General features: G+C 46.2%; 14 protein-coding genes. 1 reads left to right on the forward strand and 13 read right to left on the reverse strand.

Annotated features, from left to right (window positions below; genetic code table 11):
- Nucleotides 1-4 precede the first annotated feature (4 nt).
- The 13 genes from DWY63_RS13530 to DWY63_RS13590 all read right to left on the reverse strand — a co-directional run bounded on the left by DWY63_RS13530 (nucleotide 5) and on the right by DWY63_RS13590 (nucleotide 16,908).
- A complete protein-coding gene (locus DWY63_RS13530) occupies nucleotides 5-976 on the reverse strand; it encodes a DUF3991 domain-containing protein (protein ID WP_117802437.1) in 972 nt (323 codons plus the stop codon).
- Nucleotides 976-2,136: a methionine adenosyltransferase gene (gene metK, locus DWY63_RS13535; protein WP_117802438.1), complete on the reverse strand. Its 1,161-nt coding sequence runs from the start codon at nucleotides 2,134-2,136 to the stop codon at nucleotides 976-978. The genes DWY63_RS13530 and metK overlap by 1 nt, the downstream gene beginning before the upstream one ends.
- Before the next feature lie 445 nt (nucleotides 2,137-2,581).
- A complete protein-coding gene (locus tag DWY63_RS13540; RefSeq protein WP_117802439.1) occupies nucleotides 2,582-3,379 on the reverse strand; it encodes a class B sortase in 798 nt (265 codons plus the stop codon).
- Nucleotides 3,376-3,840 (reverse strand): gamma-glutamylcyclotransferase family protein, encoded by a 465-nt coding sequence (locus DWY63_RS13545; protein WP_196020431.1) that lies wholly within the window; start codon nucleotides 3,838-3,840, stop codon nucleotides 3,376-3,378. Before DWY63_RS13545 ends, DWY63_RS13540 begins: the two co-directional genes overlap by 4 nt.
- Nucleotides 3,841-3,874: 34 nt before the next feature.
- Nucleotides 3,875-10,219 carry a SpaA isopeptide-forming pilin-related protein gene (locus DWY63_RS13550; protein WP_117802466.1) on the reverse strand — a complete coding sequence of 2,115 codons (6,345 nt, stop codon included), beginning with the start codon at nucleotides 10,217-10,219 and terminating at the stop codon, nucleotides 3,875-3,877.
- Nucleotides 10,220-10,304: 85 nt separating this feature from the next.
- A complete protein-coding gene (locus tag DWY63_RS13555) occupies nucleotides 10,305-11,255 on the reverse strand; it encodes an amidoligase family protein (protein ID WP_081019500.1) in 951 nt (316 codons plus the stop codon).
- 5 nt (nucleotides 11,256-11,260) lie between these two features.
- Nucleotides 11,261-12,562, reverse strand: coding sequence for a DNA (cytosine-5-)-methyltransferase (dcm, locus tag DWY63_RS13560; protein WP_179963262.1), 1,302 nt, complete (start codon nucleotides 12,560-12,562; stop codon nucleotides 11,261-11,263).
- Between the two features lie 75 nt (nucleotides 12,563-12,637).
- Nucleotides 12,638-13,210: a hypothetical protein gene (locus tag DWY63_RS13565; protein ID WP_055155765.1), complete on the reverse strand. Its 573-nt coding sequence runs from the start codon at nucleotides 13,208-13,210 to the stop codon at nucleotides 12,638-12,640.
- A 218-nt stretch (nucleotides 13,211-13,428) separates the two neighbouring features.
- Nucleotides 13,429-13,722, reverse strand: a complete 294-nt coding sequence (locus DWY63_RS13570) for a hypothetical protein (protein ID WP_055155764.1) — start codon at nucleotides 13,720-13,722, stop codon at nucleotides 13,429-13,431.
- Nucleotides 13,710-14,618: a ParM/StbA family protein gene (locus DWY63_RS13575; RefSeq protein WP_158293346.1), complete on the reverse strand. Its 909-nt coding sequence runs from the start codon at nucleotides 14,616-14,618 to the stop codon at nucleotides 13,710-13,712. Before DWY63_RS13575 ends, DWY63_RS13570 begins: the two co-directional genes overlap by 13 nt.
- A 257-nt stretch (nucleotides 14,619-14,875) precedes the next feature.
- Entirely contained in the window at nucleotides 14,876-15,655 is a 780-nt protein-coding gene (locus DWY63_RS13580) for a hypothetical protein (protein ID WP_117802441.1), read from the reverse strand.
- 13 nt (nucleotides 15,656-15,668) lie between these two features.
- Nucleotides 15,669-16,439: a phospholipase D-like domain-containing protein gene (locus tag DWY63_RS13585; RefSeq protein ID WP_015513364.1), complete on the reverse strand. Its 771-nt coding sequence runs from the start codon at nucleotides 16,437-16,439 to the stop codon at nucleotides 15,669-15,671.
- A gap of 118 nt (nucleotides 16,440-16,557) precedes the next feature.
- Nucleotides 16,558-16,908, reverse strand: a complete 351-nt coding sequence (locus tag DWY63_RS13590; RefSeq protein ID WP_117802442.1) for a hypothetical protein — start codon at nucleotides 16,906-16,908, stop codon at nucleotides 16,558-16,560.
- A 132-nt stretch (nucleotides 16,909-17,040) separates the two neighbouring features.
- On the opposite strand from DWY63_RS13590, the gene DWY63_RS13595 reads away from it, so the two are divergent.
- Nucleotides 17,041-17,292, forward strand: coding sequence for a helix-turn-helix domain-containing protein (locus tag DWY63_RS13595; protein WP_015513363.1), 252 nt, complete (start codon nucleotides 17,041-17,043; stop codon nucleotides 17,290-17,292).
- Nucleotides 17,293-17,321: the final 29 nt, after the last annotated feature.

Genomic DNA, 17,321 nt, shown 5'->3' on the forward strand with positions numbered 1-17,321 from the left:
AGCATCACCTCGCTTCCCTATTCTGCCGTTTCTCCGGTGTACGGGCATCCATTTTTGCCATGTCTGCCCAGTCTGCCCCTTCGATTTCCGGCAGGTTCTCGATGATCCGATAGCTTCCCTCGTAGGCTTTTCGGATATGTTCACACGCCCACCGTCCGGCAAAGTCATTGTCGGTACACACTTCAATCTCGGTGATCTCCGGGTGCTGGGACAGAAAATGTTCCAATGCCTGCGGCTTTTTCATGCTCCGCTGGCTATGCCCTTCTTTTGGTGCGCTGATCCCGCCAAGCTCCAGACGGTACTTATCCCGGCTTCCCTGTCTCTGTTCCAATGTCATGTGGGCAAGCACATCCACACAAGCTTCATAAACGGCAACCCGTCTGCATCCTGTTTGTGCCGGAACACAAAAAGCGTATGCCTTTTCGCTTCCAGCCTGTTCCATCTTAAAAGCCTTTCCGCTGGCATCGTAAATCCCACGCAGGAAAGCATATCTTGCCACCTGGTTTTCATCCCGGCCTATGAACACGGCATTGTGGTAGGGCAGACTCTCATATAAGATTCCCAAATGAACACACCGCTGTAAGACCTCGCCACTGATGCCCCGCTCTTTCAGATAGCGGAACACCCTGCGGCAGTCTGGGCTGGCCGTAGGCAGGACAAATGGCTTCTTTGGCTTTGCTTCCACAGGCGGAGGGATATAGGTGGGATACTCATCTTTCAGCATTTGCACTGCCTCCAGAAAAGAACACCCGTCTACATGGATCAGGAAATTTAAAGCACTGGTGCCCCCGATATCTCTGGATTTCCAGTGCCACTGGCTGGTCTGCTCGTTGATCTTAAAGCTGTCGTGGTCTGTCAGCTCCCATTCATTTCTGGCTGAAGATTTTTTCAGGCGGTTTGGCTGATATTTCTTCAGGTATTCAATGGCGGTGATCTCCCTTGCACGTTTGATTTCTTCTTCCGGAATCCACGGCATTACATCACGGTATCCCGGAGCTGCTCTGCCTTATCCGTTTTCTCCCACGGGAATTCCTTTCTTCCAAAATGCCCGAACACCGCACTCTGTCGGTAGATTGGCCGCTTCAGGTGCAGGGTGTCACAGATCTGGCTTGGGGTAAGCCCGAACACCAGAGGGATCGCTGTGGCGAGGCAGTCATCCGCACAGATCTTTCCCGTTCCAAAGGTATCCACCTGCACCATGACTGGCTGGGCAACCCCGATGGCATAGGCAAGGGACACCTGGCATCGGCTGGCAAGTCCGGCAGCTACCATGTTTTTGGCGATGTAACGGGCCATGTATGCCCCGGAACGGTCAACTTTGGAACAATCCTTCCCGGAGAATGCACCGCCGCCATGCGGTACCAGGCTGCCGTAGGTATCCACCATTAGTTTCCTTCCGGTCAGTCCGGTGTCTGCATCCAGACCTCCGCACACAAATCTGCCCGATGGATTAATCAGGATCTTGGTATCCTCATCCGGCGGCAGCATGCGGAGTGCCGGGCGCAGCACTTTCTCCCGGATCTCATGCTCCAGCTTCCGAAGGGATTTTTCCTTTTCATGCTGACAGGACACAACGACCGTATCCAGACGGACAGGTCTGTCATCTTCGTATTCCACGGTCACCTGTGCTTTTCCGTCCGGCAGGATTCCCATGATATATCCGCTTCTACGGCTTGCAGACAGTTCTCTTACAATGCGGTTCGCCAGAACCACTGGCATCGGCATAAGCTGCGGCGTATCATCGCAGGCGTATCCCACCATGATTCCCTGATCCCCGGCTCCATTGGCAAGTCCGCTCTGAACAGAAACAGTTCCTGTCCTGCGTTCTCTGGAACGTTCCACTGCCCCGGCGATATCCGGACTCTGTTTGTGGATGAGGGCATCCATATGGATTCCATCTGCTTCATAGCCTGCACTCTCCAACACCTTTCTGACGATTTCAAACACCTGTGGCTCATATCGGCTGGTGATCTCTCCTGCCACAATGATGTTCCCTTTAGTAGCCAGCACTTCGCAGGCCACCTTGGAATTTTCGTCCTCTTTCAGACACGCATCCAGAATACTGTCTGCAATTAAGTCGCAGAGCTTATCCGGATGTCCTTCCGTTACGGATTCTGCTGTATAAAATCGTTTCATAATTATTACCATCCTTTCCAACGAGTCAAAACTCGCTGCTCGTTATAAACTAAATAGATCCAGCAGAAAGCACTCCTTTTTGGAACACTTCCTGCCGGATCTGGATTATGAGCTGTCTCACATTCTGCACTTTTCTAGTACGTTCAGACACTTTTTTCCACCTGAATACTACCAACACACACCCTTACATAATCCCCCTGTTTTGAACACTTCCCAGTCTGTGCGGTCATCATTTGTCTCATTTTCTACACTTTTTGGGGGCTTTCAGACACTTTTTGTTAGAGCATTCGCTGATATTCCGTAGAGTATTTACCAAAGTTTCCACTTTTGAACACATTTTCCATCTGAATATACCTGGCATACACCCTTTATATACTCCCCTGTTTTGAACACATCCCTGTCCATGCGGTCATTATTTGTCTCATTTTCTGCACTTTTCGGGTACTTACGAACACTTCTGACTCCACACTGCCCCGGAAACCGGCACCGCCAGGACGATATTCCTGGCACCGCTCCATTCATATGAACACGTGACGAGCGTCAAAACCTTATCGTATATACACTTCAGGTAATCATCTCCGGTTTCGAACACTTCCCTCCGCTTGGCTACTTTTAGGTACTCTTGCACGGCCACCACATCTGGAAGTTTCTGCTGGAACGGGAACAGATTCCGGTCTGCTTTCAGTACCGTGACAATCTTATACTCCTGAATGCCGTCCTCTGTCTGAAGATAAGCAAAACGATGGGCGTTATAATAATCTTCCCCTGCATATAAGTCCAGGTTTCCGAACATCGCCCCGCTGTTCATGTTGTGACCGTAAATGATGAGATTCCTGCTTTCGGACACTTTACAGTCTGCCTGTAAAAACAGGCTTCCGTTGATGTCATATTCCTTTTTGTAATTCCGTTTCAGGTAAAACTCCCCATTCTCCTGTTCGGACTGAAGCACCGGGTAATCAATCCCGGTATCCGGTATGGTCAGCCATCCCTGCACATCCGGGTATTGTTCCTGGAGAGAAACAAGGTCTACCGCAGCCACCGGGCATTTTCTCCCAGCTGGTTGGTCTTTCTTTTCAGATCCTGAGGCTCCCGGAGCTTCCGGCTCCGGGAAATTCCCTTTCAGCTCTGCCACCAGCTTTTTGTTCTCCATTGGGAGATATACCATATGGCAAAGCAGGAACCCGGCACTTAAGAAAAGTGCTGCAAGGCATACCGTTTGAAAAAGTTTTTTCGCGATTTTCATCGTTCCTGTCCGGCTTTCCTCTGCTTCTTTGGCTGGCTTTTCTGCGTCTGTCCCGGCACAGGCGGTTTTCTGGCTGCTTTCAGGATCGGCTCTGTCGGAATCTGGTTCTGTCTGCAGCCCTTTAAGATTCCGGTCAGGTACGACCGTCCGGGCGGATTAAAGTTCTGCATGTAATCTTTTGTCATGATATAGACAATGGCTTTGATCTCTCTTCCGCCTTTATTCTTGACGGTGATTTCCTGTTTGTCGTAAAAATCAGGATAGCCTTCATAAAGATCTAGGCTCTTTTCGCAGTCCCCAGTCAGTGACCAGAGGACGCCGTCCACATGGCTTCCCTCTTCCGGGAAGATGGTGGCAAGACCGCTTCCTGCGGCTGCAAAGGTCAGCCGATACCCCTCCAGGCGGACGGTTTCTACCACCTCCGCCTTTGGGCACCGATATGCCATCTGGTCCAGATCCATGTTGCTTCCATACGCAAAATATAATTGTTTCAGCCTATCTGCCCCCTTTTTTCTTCTTTCTTCTGGATGCCACACTCATGCCGATCAGACCGCCTGTGGAAAGGATCAGGCACAGGGCCGGAATCCAGAGGTTGGTGTCATCGCCTGTTTTCGGGTTACTTACAGACGGGGTGTCCTCCGGAAGCTTCTCGTTCGTCACTTTCTGGATGACTTCAATCACTGGGGTTTTGTCATCTACATAAGTAAATGTCACTTCATGCTTGGTCTCATCCAGCTGATATCCTTCCGGTGCTTTGGTCTCAACCAGATAATAAGTGGCTGCCTTATCAAATTTGCCATCCTTATAAGTTCCGATTGCAAGCAGTCCGCTGGTTGCATGACCGTTTTCATCAGTGGTCAGGGTTTCTACCACTTTGCCATCGGCATCCCTCAATTCAAATTCCGCACCTTTCAGTGCAGCTCCGGTATCCTTGTCCGTTTTCTCAATGATCAGACGTCCCTTTGCGGTATCATCTTTCATGGCTACCTTCTGGATCTCTGCGGTGTCTGCCACCTCGAAGGTGATCTCTTCCGAAACGACATAACCGTTTGGAGCCTGCTCTTCTTTCAGGGTGTATTTACCGATTGGAAGTTTTTCGATATAATGCGGCTCTTTACCGGAAGTCCAGGTTTCTACGATATTGCCATTTTCATCTGTGATGGTCAGTTTGGCTCCTTCGATCTCATTATCTCCGGTAATATCCGTTTTGCTGATCTCCACTTTGGTCACATCATCTTCCATTACCTGTTTCTGGATCTCTACAGTATTCTCCACGGTGAATGTGATGCTTTCCGCAGTGGCATATCCATCGGCCGGCTTGGTTTCTGTCAGGGTGTACGATTTTCCTACAACCAATTCTTTGATGATGTGCGGCTCCTTGGTGGATGTCCATTCCTCAACAACAGCCCCGTTTTCATCCGTCAGCTGTAATCTGGCTCCCGGCAGTTCCTCGCCTGTGGTCAGATCGGTTTTGGAAAGTTCCACGGTTGTCGGCTCATCTTCAAATACGAACTCATAGGACACTTCTGCTTCTTTGTCTCCCTGGTACTCAAAAACAAATTCCTGTTCTTCTCCGGTGGTAACAAATCCATCCGGTGCATACAGCTCCTTCACATAATAGGTTCCGTCAATCGGCAGGTCTGCAATAAAGGAAATCTTTCCATCTACATCTGTTGTTTTTAACTCGATCAGGGTATCTGCTTCCATCAGCACCTTTCCAGATGCGGACAGGATGTCGTTCCTAGTGTACAATCCAAAGATGCCGCCTTTTAATACACGGTCGGTATCCTTTTCTTTCTTCAGGACGTTCACTTTCACCTTCTGGCGGTTGTTCTGCCAGTCCTCATCGTATACGACAACCGGGGTATCCTGATCGCGGTAGGAAAGATCTACATATCGTGGTTCTTCATCCAGGATATAACCATATGCTGTGCCTACCTCTTTGACATAATATTTTCCAACCGGAAGGTCAGATACTTCTGCAACACCGTTTGCATCGGTAGTTACAGTTGCTACCAGTTCGTCCTTGGAATAATAGTCCGGGCTTACGCCATCAGCTGCTTTGATATCTTCGGCAGCACGGATTTCGAAGGTAACGTCTGTCAGGCTTCCTGTAATGTACTCAAAGAAATGTTCCACAACACCTTTGACGTTATCCAGCAGGGTGATCTTATCGAGAAATTCGCCCTTCTTGTTTACGATCAGCAGTGCTTTCGGTACATGGTCCTGCATTTCCACTTTCTGTATTTCTGCGGTATCCTCGATGGTGAATTTCACATCCGTAGTCTTTAAATAACCAAGCGGTGCAAGGGATTCACGGAGGATATAGGTTTTTCCAACAGTCAGATATTTGATCACATGAGGCTCATCCTTTACGGAAGTCCAGCTGTCGATCACGTTTCCATCCTCATCCAGAACAGAAAGGGATGCTCCGTTCAACTCCACGCCTGTTGTCAGATCGGATTTTGTCACCTCGATGGTCGTCGGCTGGTTCTTCTTAATCGATTTCAGTTTAATGGTCTGGATGTCTTGTCCCTGATAGGTGGCATCAAATTCCAGTACCTCATCAGAGGATACAAAACCGTCCGGTGCAGAAATTTCTTTTACATAATAAGTTCCAAGCGGCAGGTCCAGGGTGAAGTGTGCCTGTCCCTTTTCATCGCTTGTAATCTCCTGTAATAAGGTGTCCGCTTTCACGATTACATTGTCACCGGATTTGATCTCATTCTTATTATAAAGACCAAAGACGGCTCCAGCTACCACGCTTCCGGTTTCTGCATCCTGTTTTTCCACGGTGATGCTTACCTTCTGGCGTTCATTGGTAAATGTCACTTCTTCGTCTACAACCGGGGTATCCTGTCCGGCATAGGTAAAGGTTACCTTTTCTCCTTTGGCATTCCAGGTGTATCCTTCCGGTGCTTTTTTCTCTTCTACACGGTATTTTCCGAGCGGAAGATTCTCGATTACGGCACTTCCGGTTTCATCGGTCGTTACCGTTGCCACCAGTGTGTCCTTGGCATATTCCAGATAACGGTTGCCGTTCTCATCTGTCTGATGGTCTACGGTATAGATATCCTCGGAGGCGTAAACTTCAAACACGGCTCCTGCAAGGCTGGCTTCCTCATAAGTAAAGTCTTTATCAAAACCTTTGACTACTTCGCCTTCTTTGCGGATGGTCAGTCTGCCCTTAGCTGGGTGGTTCTCAAAATCCACCTCGATGATTAGGTCACCGCTGACCGGATCTTCCTGGTATGCGGTATCACTGTCTACCTTGATTTCCACGGTATTGGTGCTGTGGGTATATCCATCTGGTGCAGTCACTTCTTCGATGCGGTAATTTCCACAAGCCAGATTCTGTGGCAGGATCAGGTATCCGTTTTCATCCGTAAAATAGGATTTATGTACCGTAGTGGATGGATAAGTAGTCACTTGTTCTACATATTTCTTGTTATCCAGATCGTATACTTTAAATTCAGTATTCGGAACCAGAACAGATTTCTTTGTCTCGTCATCTTTTTTGACGATTTTTAATTTTGCTTCAAACTCTTCGTCCAGAAGCACACGCCATACCTGCGGTTTCTCTGGATTGTTCTCTGAAATCACAACTTTGAAATCATCAACTGGTTTGAAGTTGTGCGGTGTGGTGGTTTCTCTTACAATGTAAGTCCCGTATGCAAGCGGAATGGAGCATGCATATCCACGCTCATCCGTGAACATTTCTGTCTGTCCGTCTGCAGTCAGCACGACCGGAGTAGCGGATGTAAAATCATAGGAACCGTCCTTATTTTTCTTCAGGCTGCTCTCCAGATATGCACTGAATCCCACACCTTTTAACAGATCGGCATCGGTCTTTCCGTTGTTGGCGGCTTTGATGACCTGAAACGGCTGTTTGATCACATCTTCCAGAGAAGTTACGGTACGTTCTACCGTCTGAACCAGATCTCCCTCGTCATTACACTCCAGATCATGTTCTCCCGGGTCTGCCAGATATCCGACAGGCGGAGTCAGTTCTTTAACGTAATACTTTCCGAGATAGAGGTCTGCGACTTCTGCATTTCCCTCTGTATCCGTAGTCAGGGTTGCAATCTGTGTTCCTGCCGGGTAAAGAACACCTGTCTGTCCATCTGGATGTACGATATCTTCACGGGCATACAATCCGTAAACAGCACCCTCAAGGGTTGCATCTCCCTGTGCGGTCTTTCCGGTTTCGGAATCCTCTTTTACCAGTTTGATCTTCGCATTGATCCGCTCATTCTGGAACGTATGGTTGAAAGAAACCGTTGCCTCTTTGTCTGTTGTGTACTGGAAGGTAAAGGAGTACACATCCTCGCCGTTTCTCACATATCCAGCTGGTGCACCCAGCTCTTTCATGTAGTAGCTGTTGGCTATCGGCAGGTCTGCCTGATATACGGCTTTTCCGTCTATTCCGGTCACTGCTTTCTCAATGAGAGTATCTTTCTTGACCACAATGGTTCCGTCCGCTGCTTTGATGTCATTTCCGGCATACAGACCATAAGTGCCGCCCGGAAGGTATTTCCTGGTTTCCTTATCCTGCTTGTATACACTTACGCTTGCTTTCTGGCGGTCATTTTTGAATGTCACGCTTCCCATGACCTTTTCTACGTTGCTTCCAGCATAGGAAAGGGTGATCTCCTGGCTTTCGCCTGTGCATACCAGATTTTGTGGTGCCTGCATTTCTTTTACTACATATTTCCCCAGATATAGATTATCCAGTGTGGCACTTCCGTCATCTCCGGTGGTAAGTCCGGCTTTGACTAATGCGTCTTTTTTGTAGACTACTGTTCCGTCTGCGGATACAATGTCCGACGCGGCATAAACGTTATAAACCGCACCTTTCTGTTTCTGCTCGGTATAAACAAAGGAAACACCATCATCAGTTACCTTTGCCCCAGTCAGAACTTCCCCTAATTTATAAACAGTCAGGCTTGCCATCTGTTCAGCATCAGTAACGGTCTGTTTTACAGTGCCGCCGATGACCAGGTTCACATCGTAAGCCTTAGTGTCCAGCAGGTATCCGTTTGGTACGGAGATCTCTTTCAGGTATACGGTATCCTGTGTTTTTGTGATCGTAACGCTGGAAGCTCCGTTGTCATCTGTGGCCGGCATCTTCGTGATCAGGTTCTTTCCGTCCTTGTCACTGTAAACGCCATAGACTGCACCTGCGATGGCTTTGTTGCTCTTGCGGTCCTTTTTTACGATTTCTAGAGTTGCCTGTTTTACCCATGAAACTTTAAAATCCACATATTTCTCATCGGTCACGCCCTCGCCAAATACCAGGGCAAGGTCCTGTGTCTCGCTTCCGGTGGTGATCTTATAAGCGGAGTAGTCTTTGATGATGCTTCCTTTCATGGTGGAAGACCATTCCCCTTTGACATCCACAGCCTGTGTCAGCGGTGCGGATAAATAAAATTTGGTACCGCCGCAGATTTCCACGGATGCACCTACACTGCTGGTCTTTCCGGTTGTCACATTATGCAGTCTGACACCGGACGGCAGTTTCATGGTGATGGTCTGCAGTTCGGATGCCTTGAAGGTGATCTCTTCTGTTCTCTGGCTGTTGCCACTGATATATGCGGTAACATCTGCATTGGAGAAACTCATGTCCACTTCCGGGATCTCCGGCTGGCTCATGCAGTAATTGTAGAGTTCCATTGCCAGAGCCTGTCCGGTTGCATTCGTACCAGAAAAAGCGTCACCGCTGTTATTTGCATAGGATGCTGCCAGATGGACAATGATAAACTGTTTTCCGGCTGAAAAATCAGGATGTTTCTCAGAAAAAAATCCATTTTCACCGGATGCTTTGGTACCGTAGTAGCACACTTTTGCCAGTGCTTTGCTGTCACCCAGTTTGGTGATCTTGTAAACACCATCCCCAGGTCCCGCTTTGGATGGCTGCACACAGTAGGCAGTTGCAGACACATTTCCAAATTTAACGGTATATTTATAGGTTACATAGGAGCCCAAACCGTAGTCTGCATAATAGTATGCAGTCCCTCTTGTCACATTCACGTCCTGGGTTGCTCTTGTACTGGTATTGACTGCGGTGAATGAAACGGTTTCCCCATCTTCCATTGCTATCAGGTCAATATCCTGTTCCCCTGCCTGCTCCAGAACATCGCTGAGTGTCAGCCCGGATTCTGCATCGGTTGTATTTTCCGTTTCGGATTCCTCTAATGCGGCATCAAACTCGGATTCAGAAAGTCCATCCTGAAATTCGGATTCTGTTTCTTCCGGTTCTTCTGTCTCCGCTTCCTCTGTTTCAGATTCAGCTGTCTCCGGCTCAACAATTTCTGTCTCTACAGGCACTGTCTCAGTTTCTTCCTGCGAGGCAGCTTCCTCATCATCAGAACCTGTATCCTCTTCGGTAACTGCCTGTTCTGTCTGCGGTTCACTCTGAGCTGCTGTCACAGGCTCTTTTACGATCAGATTTCTCCCAATCTGATAAACCGGGTGGTTCTGGTTGACTGGCTCCACATAATAAACGGCATGGTAAGTGTCTGCATGGCTGGTGCTGAAGTTCTCCCCGGCGTCATTCTCTGCTTTCTGGAATATCACTTTGACTTTGCTTTCGTCCTTAATTTCCAGATTCGTGCGGTCACTGGAAACATCAAACTCCTGTCCGACTTCCAGCTCCAGATCGTTGGCTTTTACCACTTCCTCTTCATCCAGCAGATCCTTTACGGATTCATAAGCTGGCGGTTCTGCCGTTTTCGGCTCTTCCGAAGCATAAACGGTCAACGGTGAAATGACCGTGGATAAGATGGTGACTGCCGCCATCACCCCTGAAAGGATCCGCCTGAATCGATATTTGCTCTTCATGTTTTCTACCTCTTTCTTATTTTTCTTCATTTCTCATAAGAACAGCCGGATGTTCCCACCCGGCCTGTCTGTTCTCGTTATTCTGTTATCTTGCGTCCTCTGTCCGTCCTGGCTTCTGCAGACAGGCATATGTGCTTTTGTCATACCGCCATGCTTTATCGCCGTCGAGGTTAGCAAGCAGATGCTTCCGCACATTTTTGTATTCGTCCCCGATTAGTCCGAGACGGAGCAAAAAGGTACGGAATGTAAATGCCGGGTTATCCCCGATCTCCGTCTTTTTGGCATGGGTACAGGACTGGTTGACCGCCTGTGCGGATATGGCAAGTGCCAGCGTAATGTTTGACCGGACTTTTCCTGCATGGAGGGTGCTTTCAAAACAACGCCATTCCAGTGTTCCCTTGGAAAAAACAGCATGTAGGTTTAAGGCATAATACCTTGTCCAGTTGTAATGCTCGGAGCTTCCGTCATTTCCCTCATACCATGCCCTTTTGAATTTTTCCATCGTGATGGTGCTGTTTGGCATCCGGCGGATCTTCTCCACTACCATAGGACGGACTTTCTGACAATACTCATCTTCCCTTCTCGTCTGTACATTTAAGGCTTTGAACAGAATATCCTCTTTGCAGTACATGATCGTCAGTGCATTTTTCAGACTCCTTGGTGTATGATTGGATGCGTCCACATGGACATGCATGCCACAGGATGAATTGACAAAAGCACCTGCGTTTTTGACACACCGCACCACTTCCTGGAGTTTCCCCATTTCCGAATATTCCAATTTCGGGGATACCATTTCTGTCGAATAATCTCCATCGGCATCTATTACAGTACCATTTGCCAGCCTTTCACAGTCGATACTGCTGTCCCTTGAAAATTTCCACGTTTTTCCATCTGAATCTTTTACACACCAGGAATCGTAAGAACGGATATGATATGGCTCTGTTCCGAACATTCTTCCAATCGCAACAGCCGCATCATAGCGGCTGATACCTGTCATCTCAATCTCTGTACCAAAATACTGGTCTTTTAGGTCGATCTGCTTCACCCACCCTTCGCTTCTGGAACAGGTGAGCCGCTTTGGATCTCTTCATCTACTGCTTTCAAATTTCTGCCTATTGCTTCAATGACATTGACAGTGACACCATTACCGGCCTGCTTGTAAAGCTGGTTATCCGATGTTTCTTTTTCCATCTTGGAAATCTGACCATCCCGGTATCCCTGCAGCCGCAGACACTCCCTTGGCGTCAGCCTGCGGATTCTGCCGTGGTAAATCACTCCATGACGGTCAGTTGCCGTAATGGTGAACATTGGCTCTTCCGGTTCTTTCATCCTTCTTCCATTCTGGCGGACTTTTTCCCTGGCCGGTGTCAGCACTGCCCTTGGCGGTTCTTCCACCAGCACCCCGGAACTTTCGCCCCTGTGGTTATGGATGCTGGAATCCTGTCTGGTATTCAGACATCTTGCAACGTCTGTCACCAGCGGCGGAGGGGAGATATCTACAAAATGCAGTGTTCCCTGCTGGTTTCCGGTCGTCAGGGTATGGGCGATCTCATGCCCGACTCTTCCCCTGCGGCTGTTGATTCCCGGATATCCGAGATCGATGCTGTCCCCCTCGTAGGCCATCTTGTATCCTTTTCGGGTGTTTTCCTTGATTGGGATACCGACTTCGTATAATCCGGTCTTGCCGCCCATACCACCAGCCCCGCTGGTCAGCGTGCAGCTCAGTCCTTCTTCTGCGTAGACTCTTTCTCCCTGTTTGCCAGCATGGACTTGTATAAGAGCTGTTCCATTTGCTTTTGGGAAAGGTAATATTTTTCCGGCACATCTTCCATCAAGATATCCGACAATATACACCCGCTTCCTTGACTGGGGGACTCCGAAATCCTTGCTGTTAAGCACTTTCCATTCGACATGATACCCCAGTTCAGATAGCGTACTGAGGATGGTGTGAAACGTCCGCCCTTTGTCATGCGAAAGCAGACCGGGTACGTTTTCAAGGAGAAAATACGCAGGTCGTTTGTCTGCAACCAGTCTGGCAACTTCAAAGAAAAGGGTTCCTCTTGCATCGGCAAATCCTTCCCTTCGTCCAGCGATTGAGAATGCCTGGCAAGGAAATCCCGCACATAAAAGATCAAAGTCCGGCATTCGTTCTGTTTCAATATTTCTTGCGTCATTGCAGAACCACTCTCCTTCCGTATCAAACAGCACCCGGTAGTTGTGGTCTGCATATGCATCTGCTTCACAGTGTCCGACACAGGTGAAGCCCCCTGCCCTGTGCAGCCCTTCTCGGAATCCTCCGATTCCACTGAACAGGTCAAAAAATCGAATTGTTCCGGCTATCAGCCTCCCTTCGCTGTGAAAAAAACAGTGCAGATTTCTCTGCACCGTTTCCGTCTCTTGGTTTCTGTTTTGTGATGTCTATTCTTCTGATTCCGCTTCCTCTGGCTCAGATTCTTCTGCTTCTTCGGTTTCCAGTTCTGTTGGCTCTGCTTCCGCTGGCTCTTCGTTTTCTGGCTCTGTCGGCTCTTCATCTGCTTCAGCTTCGTCCGGTTCTGTCATTTCTCCGTCTGTTTCAGCTTCCAGTGCTTCTGTCTCAGGCTCTTCTGCTTCAGGTTCTGCTGACTCTTCATCCGGTTCTGATTTCGCAGTCTCAGGATCTTCCATTTCTGTTTCTTCGGCTTCCTCTGACTCTGCTTTCCATTTGGCTTCTTCTTTTTCGATTGCATCTTCGATAAGCCCGATTAAGAAGTCTTTCTGTTTCATGCCATTCCTGGCGAGGACTGCTTTCAGTCTGGAAAATAAATCCTCGGTTACCTGTACTGCTACTGTTCTTAAATCTGCCATGTTCGTCTTTTCTCCTTTTCTTGTCATGTGTTCTTCGATTACCATTTCAAGGTATTTTGGTATGCTGATTCCTAACTCTTCGACTTCCAGTTTTAGCTTTTCATGCAGCTCTACCGGAATTTTTCCGCATATGTTTTTCATCTCCATTGTGTTCGTTCTCCTTTCTTTTTTCTACATACAACATACCCTAAAACATGACAGAAAGCTATTCACAATACCCAACGAATATGAGGCTCTCAAAAGCTCCCAAAGGATGCAGATCCAATAACATTCAATAGGCATCACCCCTTTCAAAAATCCGTGATTTATACTAATTTGACTGCTTGAAATTTGGCTATTTTATCACCAGGAAAGACTTGACTTTTTCAGAATGCATCCTCAAGCCCGGAGAGAAAATCCAGCATCTGGGACGGGATTTCTTCCTTTTTTGAAACCCTCTCCCCGGAGCCAGAAATGGAAACACCTGCCAGTTCTTCCCGGATTGCCTGCCGGATGCTTTTCTCCAGCTGGTTGTTTTCCTGATCTTTTAAAATCACCTGAACCAGATAGCTGCTCTTCTGTCCATCTGGAACACTTTGCAGGATCTCCCATGCCTTTTTGTGATCTGGGTTATCAAGGTTCAGGCGGAACGAGAAAACGGGTCTCTTTACTTCGCGCACATCTGCCCCACAATCCGCTCATAGCCGGAAGCATTGGCGTGTATGTCTGTCAGGTAAATCTGCCGACACAGCCTGTCCTGCGGTGTCACGTGCCGTTTCAGAATGCTGGCTCCGCCGCCCATGATCACGGACGGAATTGCCTTCAGATCGAACCCGGCTTCCATAATTGCAGACAGTATTTTCTCCGTGTAGAGTCTTCCCTGCCGGACAATGATTTCTTTTGCGGCCGGGTCCATGCTGCAGCTCTGGCCGTTCAGAACACGTTCGATCTGAATATCCGTTACAGACAGTCCGGTATTTCTGCGTACCTGCTCGGTGATCTCATCCACACACCGGATCACACCAAGTTCCAGGCTGCGGCAGGTAGCGGCATTTGGAACACTGTTGTCCAGCCGCATCAGGTCTACGGTCCAGCCACCGATATCTGCGAGAAGAACAGAAGGCTCATCCCGAACACATTCCGGGTGAAGAGCCAGGGCAGAGTATCCCTGTGGGAACAGTTTTACATCCTGAATCCGGATCTCATAGCTCTCATCCTCGTACCGGAAACGCAGAGGCTGCTCTTTCCGAAACAGATATTCCCGGAAACCTTTTTTCTCCCTGCCAAAACTTGCCAGTGGGAGGCCGGCTGCCAGAACCACATCTGTTTTCCTCTCTCCCCGGCGATAGCGGATTTCCTGAGCAATAGCTGCCATTGTCAAAAGATAATAATTGTCATTGGAAGTCTTGCTTCTCACCAGCGTCTGCCGCCCGGTTCCACACACATAAAATTTCCCATTGTACTGCAGGACATTCTGCATGGTGTACGGCTCGTAATCATACCCGGTCAATCCTGTCGGGAAGCACACATGGGGAGTTTTGATGGCATAATATCCATGGTCAATTCCTATAATGATAAGTCACCACATCCTTTCTGGTTTTCTTTGTTCTTTTCCAGCAGGTGGTCTTTCGGTCTGGAAAAAGAGAAAAAGGGCAGAACCCCGAAGAGCCCTGCCCGTAATAAAAAATACAGTTATGTATATTTACAAACAAATATGCATAACTGTATGCTATCACTTTTAATTAATTTATAACTTGGATTCTCTATTTCTGTTCTTGTAGCACATAAATACTGCTTTAAAATGTTCCTACTAGCTGCCTATGTTACTATTCTTTATTTCACCAATTCATGAATAGCTTTTACCATTGTAAGTCCATAATCAACAAGGAATTTTTTTTGTTCTTCGGAGTATGTCTTTCTTTCCTCTATTGCTTCATCTGTACAATGTCTAAAGCACTGCATTTTCTTTCTATAATTCTTTACTATCGTATCGTCAATGAAGCCACAACATACATCTTCATATTCTGGTGTGATAAATTTTCCATCTTGTTTCAACAGGTTTTCAATAAGGTTTGCAATCTCAGCAATTTTTTCATCTATATGCATACTATTGAAAGATGCCTGTCTAGTAGAAATTTCAATAAATTTCTGATTTATAGAATCGTTCACTTCAATATTACAAGACTTTTGCTCAAATGTCAGATCTGCTACAAAGGTTCTTCTAGTCGCATAACGAACAGTTCCATTATCATCTCCACCTAGAGCAATAATTCGATTTCTAATATCTCTATATGTAAAGTCTGTTGGATCAACAGGGGGTCTTGCTAGTATTCTAGGAAACTCTTTTATTTCATAACCGAGCATATGTAGATAATATGTTATTAGATAAAACCAACATTTATTTTCACCTGAAAAATCAACATCTGGCTGACACAGTTCTTTAAATTTCGTTATTGCTTCTTCAACATCATAAATCTCAAATTGATAATTCTGAGTTTCTTCTTCACCATAAAAAATATTATATGTATAATTTACCTTTTTAACAGATTCCAGAAAACGATAATGGTATTCGGATTCCTTTATATTTTGAAAATAAAATTCTTTTAAATCCATGAACATACTCCATTCAAAAATCAAGCCACAACATCGACAATTCAGCATCTCTTCTCATTTTCACAAATTCTTCTGCAAATGTTTTTGCTGTTTCTCTATTATGATCTACATCCCAATGTTCCTTATTATAGTTTGCAGCGTTTGTCCAATTGAAAGTACCGTGCATTGCAACTTCTAAATCGATCACACAAAACTTCCTATGCATTATATTTTTGTACCGCTCTGACATCACATCCACCCGATAAACCTCAAAGTGATCTTCCAAAGTGAACGAAGGTTTCTCCTTATTAACACGATTATTATCAATAATAATTTTTACATCTAACCCTTCATTTCTTTTTTTCAATAATTCATCAAATATTTTTTTATTGGTGAACCATGCCATTGCTATCCAAATTGAGAACTTTGCTTCTCGAATTTCATCAATTATCCGATTTTGTATATCATCAAAAAGTATCTCTTGGCTTACTTCTTCTGGTGCAATATTAAGTATTCCGGGTTTTAATACCAATCCGCTATACTCATTATAATCGTTTGGTTCATAAACCTGTTTGCACAAATCATCAACAAAATCTTCATGTTCTTTCAAGACAATTAATTTATCTGGAACAACGCTAATAATAATATACTCTTGACGATGATCAGGCAAATGATATGTAAAAGCCCATTCCTTTTGAAATGAAACAGAAGCAACTTTAAGCGCCTCCACCACCTCATCTTTATGCTCATAATCACTCATCTTTGCTGTTGCTATCAATAAATCCTTATACTGCTGTTCTGTCATAACATCCCCCTATAGCTTTATATATATCGCAATGCTATGAGCAATTTCTTTATCACTACTCATTATTGTGTCATTTCCTAACAAAATTCGATTTCTACCACTAATGATATCATATTTTTTATTTATAATCTAGGTCTTGTATCCACTCTCCGATCTCTTTTGGTGTGCTTTTGCAAAAATCCTGAATCCACATCTCATGGAGTTTAACTTCTGATTCTGTACTATCTATGTTTCCAACACGCCCACCTGTTTCCTGAAGTGCTTCCAGGCAATCCCATTCCTTTTGGAAGTCCCCAGCAAATTCCATCCATACTTTTATATGATATTCCTTAAAACCTAAATGGTAAATCAAGTAGGTCAACCTGTCAAAATCAGCTAACGGCATTTTTTCTTTTTTCAGCAATAACCTTTTATCATGCTCGCTGCATAAATATAAAAATGCAAGCTGTTCTATTTTTGCCTGCTCCATATATTTCTCCCTTCTCTTCTGTCCTTGTCTCACTTTTACAACCGATTCTACCTTGTCCAATCGTTAAAATCAATACAGATGGTGCAAAAAGTGAGACAAACCATCTGTTTACCAGAGAGGAAGAGATTTAAGATGCCAAAGCCAAGGACACAGTCTGGTGAGAAGAATCTGATTAGCCAGCGATTGATTGAACTTCGCAAGACCCACAATATGTCTCAGCGTGATCTTGCCTATAAACTCCAGTTAGCTGGTTACGATATGGATAAAAATGTAATCACCAGAATCGAAACAAACAAGCGTTATGTCACTGATCTTGAATTAAAAGCCATTGCTGAAATCTTTCAGGTTTCATACATATTTCTCATTGATGGCAAAGATGAATAGAAGTGACAAATGGGGAAGTGTCTTTCGTG

It is taken from the genome of Blautia sp. AF26-2, assembly GCF_003460955.1.
In the GTDB taxonomy this organism is placed as follows: Bacteria; Bacillota; Clostridia; order Lachnospirales; family Lachnospiraceae; genus Fusicatenibacter; species Fusicatenibacter saccharivorans.

Bases quoted from the DNA above. Each gene is read 5' to 3' on its own strand.
- DWY63_RS13595 (WP_015513363.1), top strand. From the start codon at position 17,041: ATGCCAAAGCCAAGGACACAGTCTGGTGAGAAGAATCTGATTAGCCAG.
- DWY63_RS13545 (WP_196020431.1), bottom strand. From the start codon at position 3,840: ATGGATCTGGACCAGATGGCATATCGGTGCCCAAAGGCGGAGGTGGTA.
- DWY63_RS13540 (WP_117802439.1), bottom strand. From the start codon at position 3,379: ATGAAAATCGCGAAAAAACTTTTTCAAACGGTATGCCTTGCAGCACTT.
- DWY63_RS13580 (WP_117802441.1), bottom strand. From the start codon at position 15,655: ATGGATTTAAAAGAATTTTATTTTCAAAATATAAAGGAATCCGAATAC.
- DWY63_RS13585 (WP_015513364.1), bottom strand. From the start codon at position 16,439: ATGACAGAACAGCAGTATAAGGATTTATTGATAGCAACAGCAAAGATG.
- DWY63_RS13550 (WP_117802466.1), bottom strand. From the start codon at position 10,219: ATGAAGAGCAAATATCGATTCAGGCGGATCCTTTCAGGGGTGATGGCG.
- DWY63_RS13565 (WP_055155765.1), bottom strand. From the start codon at position 13,210: ATGGAGATGAAAAACATATGCGGAAAAATTCCGGTAGAGCTGCATGAA.
- metK (WP_117802438.1), bottom strand. From the start codon at position 2,136: ATGAAACGATTTTATACAGCAGAATCCGTAACGGAAGGACATCCGGAT.
- DWY63_RS13590 (WP_117802442.1), bottom strand. From the start codon at position 16,908: ATGGAGCAGGCAAAAATAGAACAGCTTGCATTTTTATATTTATGCAGC.
- DWY63_RS13530 (WP_117802437.1), bottom strand. From the start codon at position 976: ATGCCGTGGATTCCGGAAGAAGAAATCAAACGTGCAAGGGAGATCACC.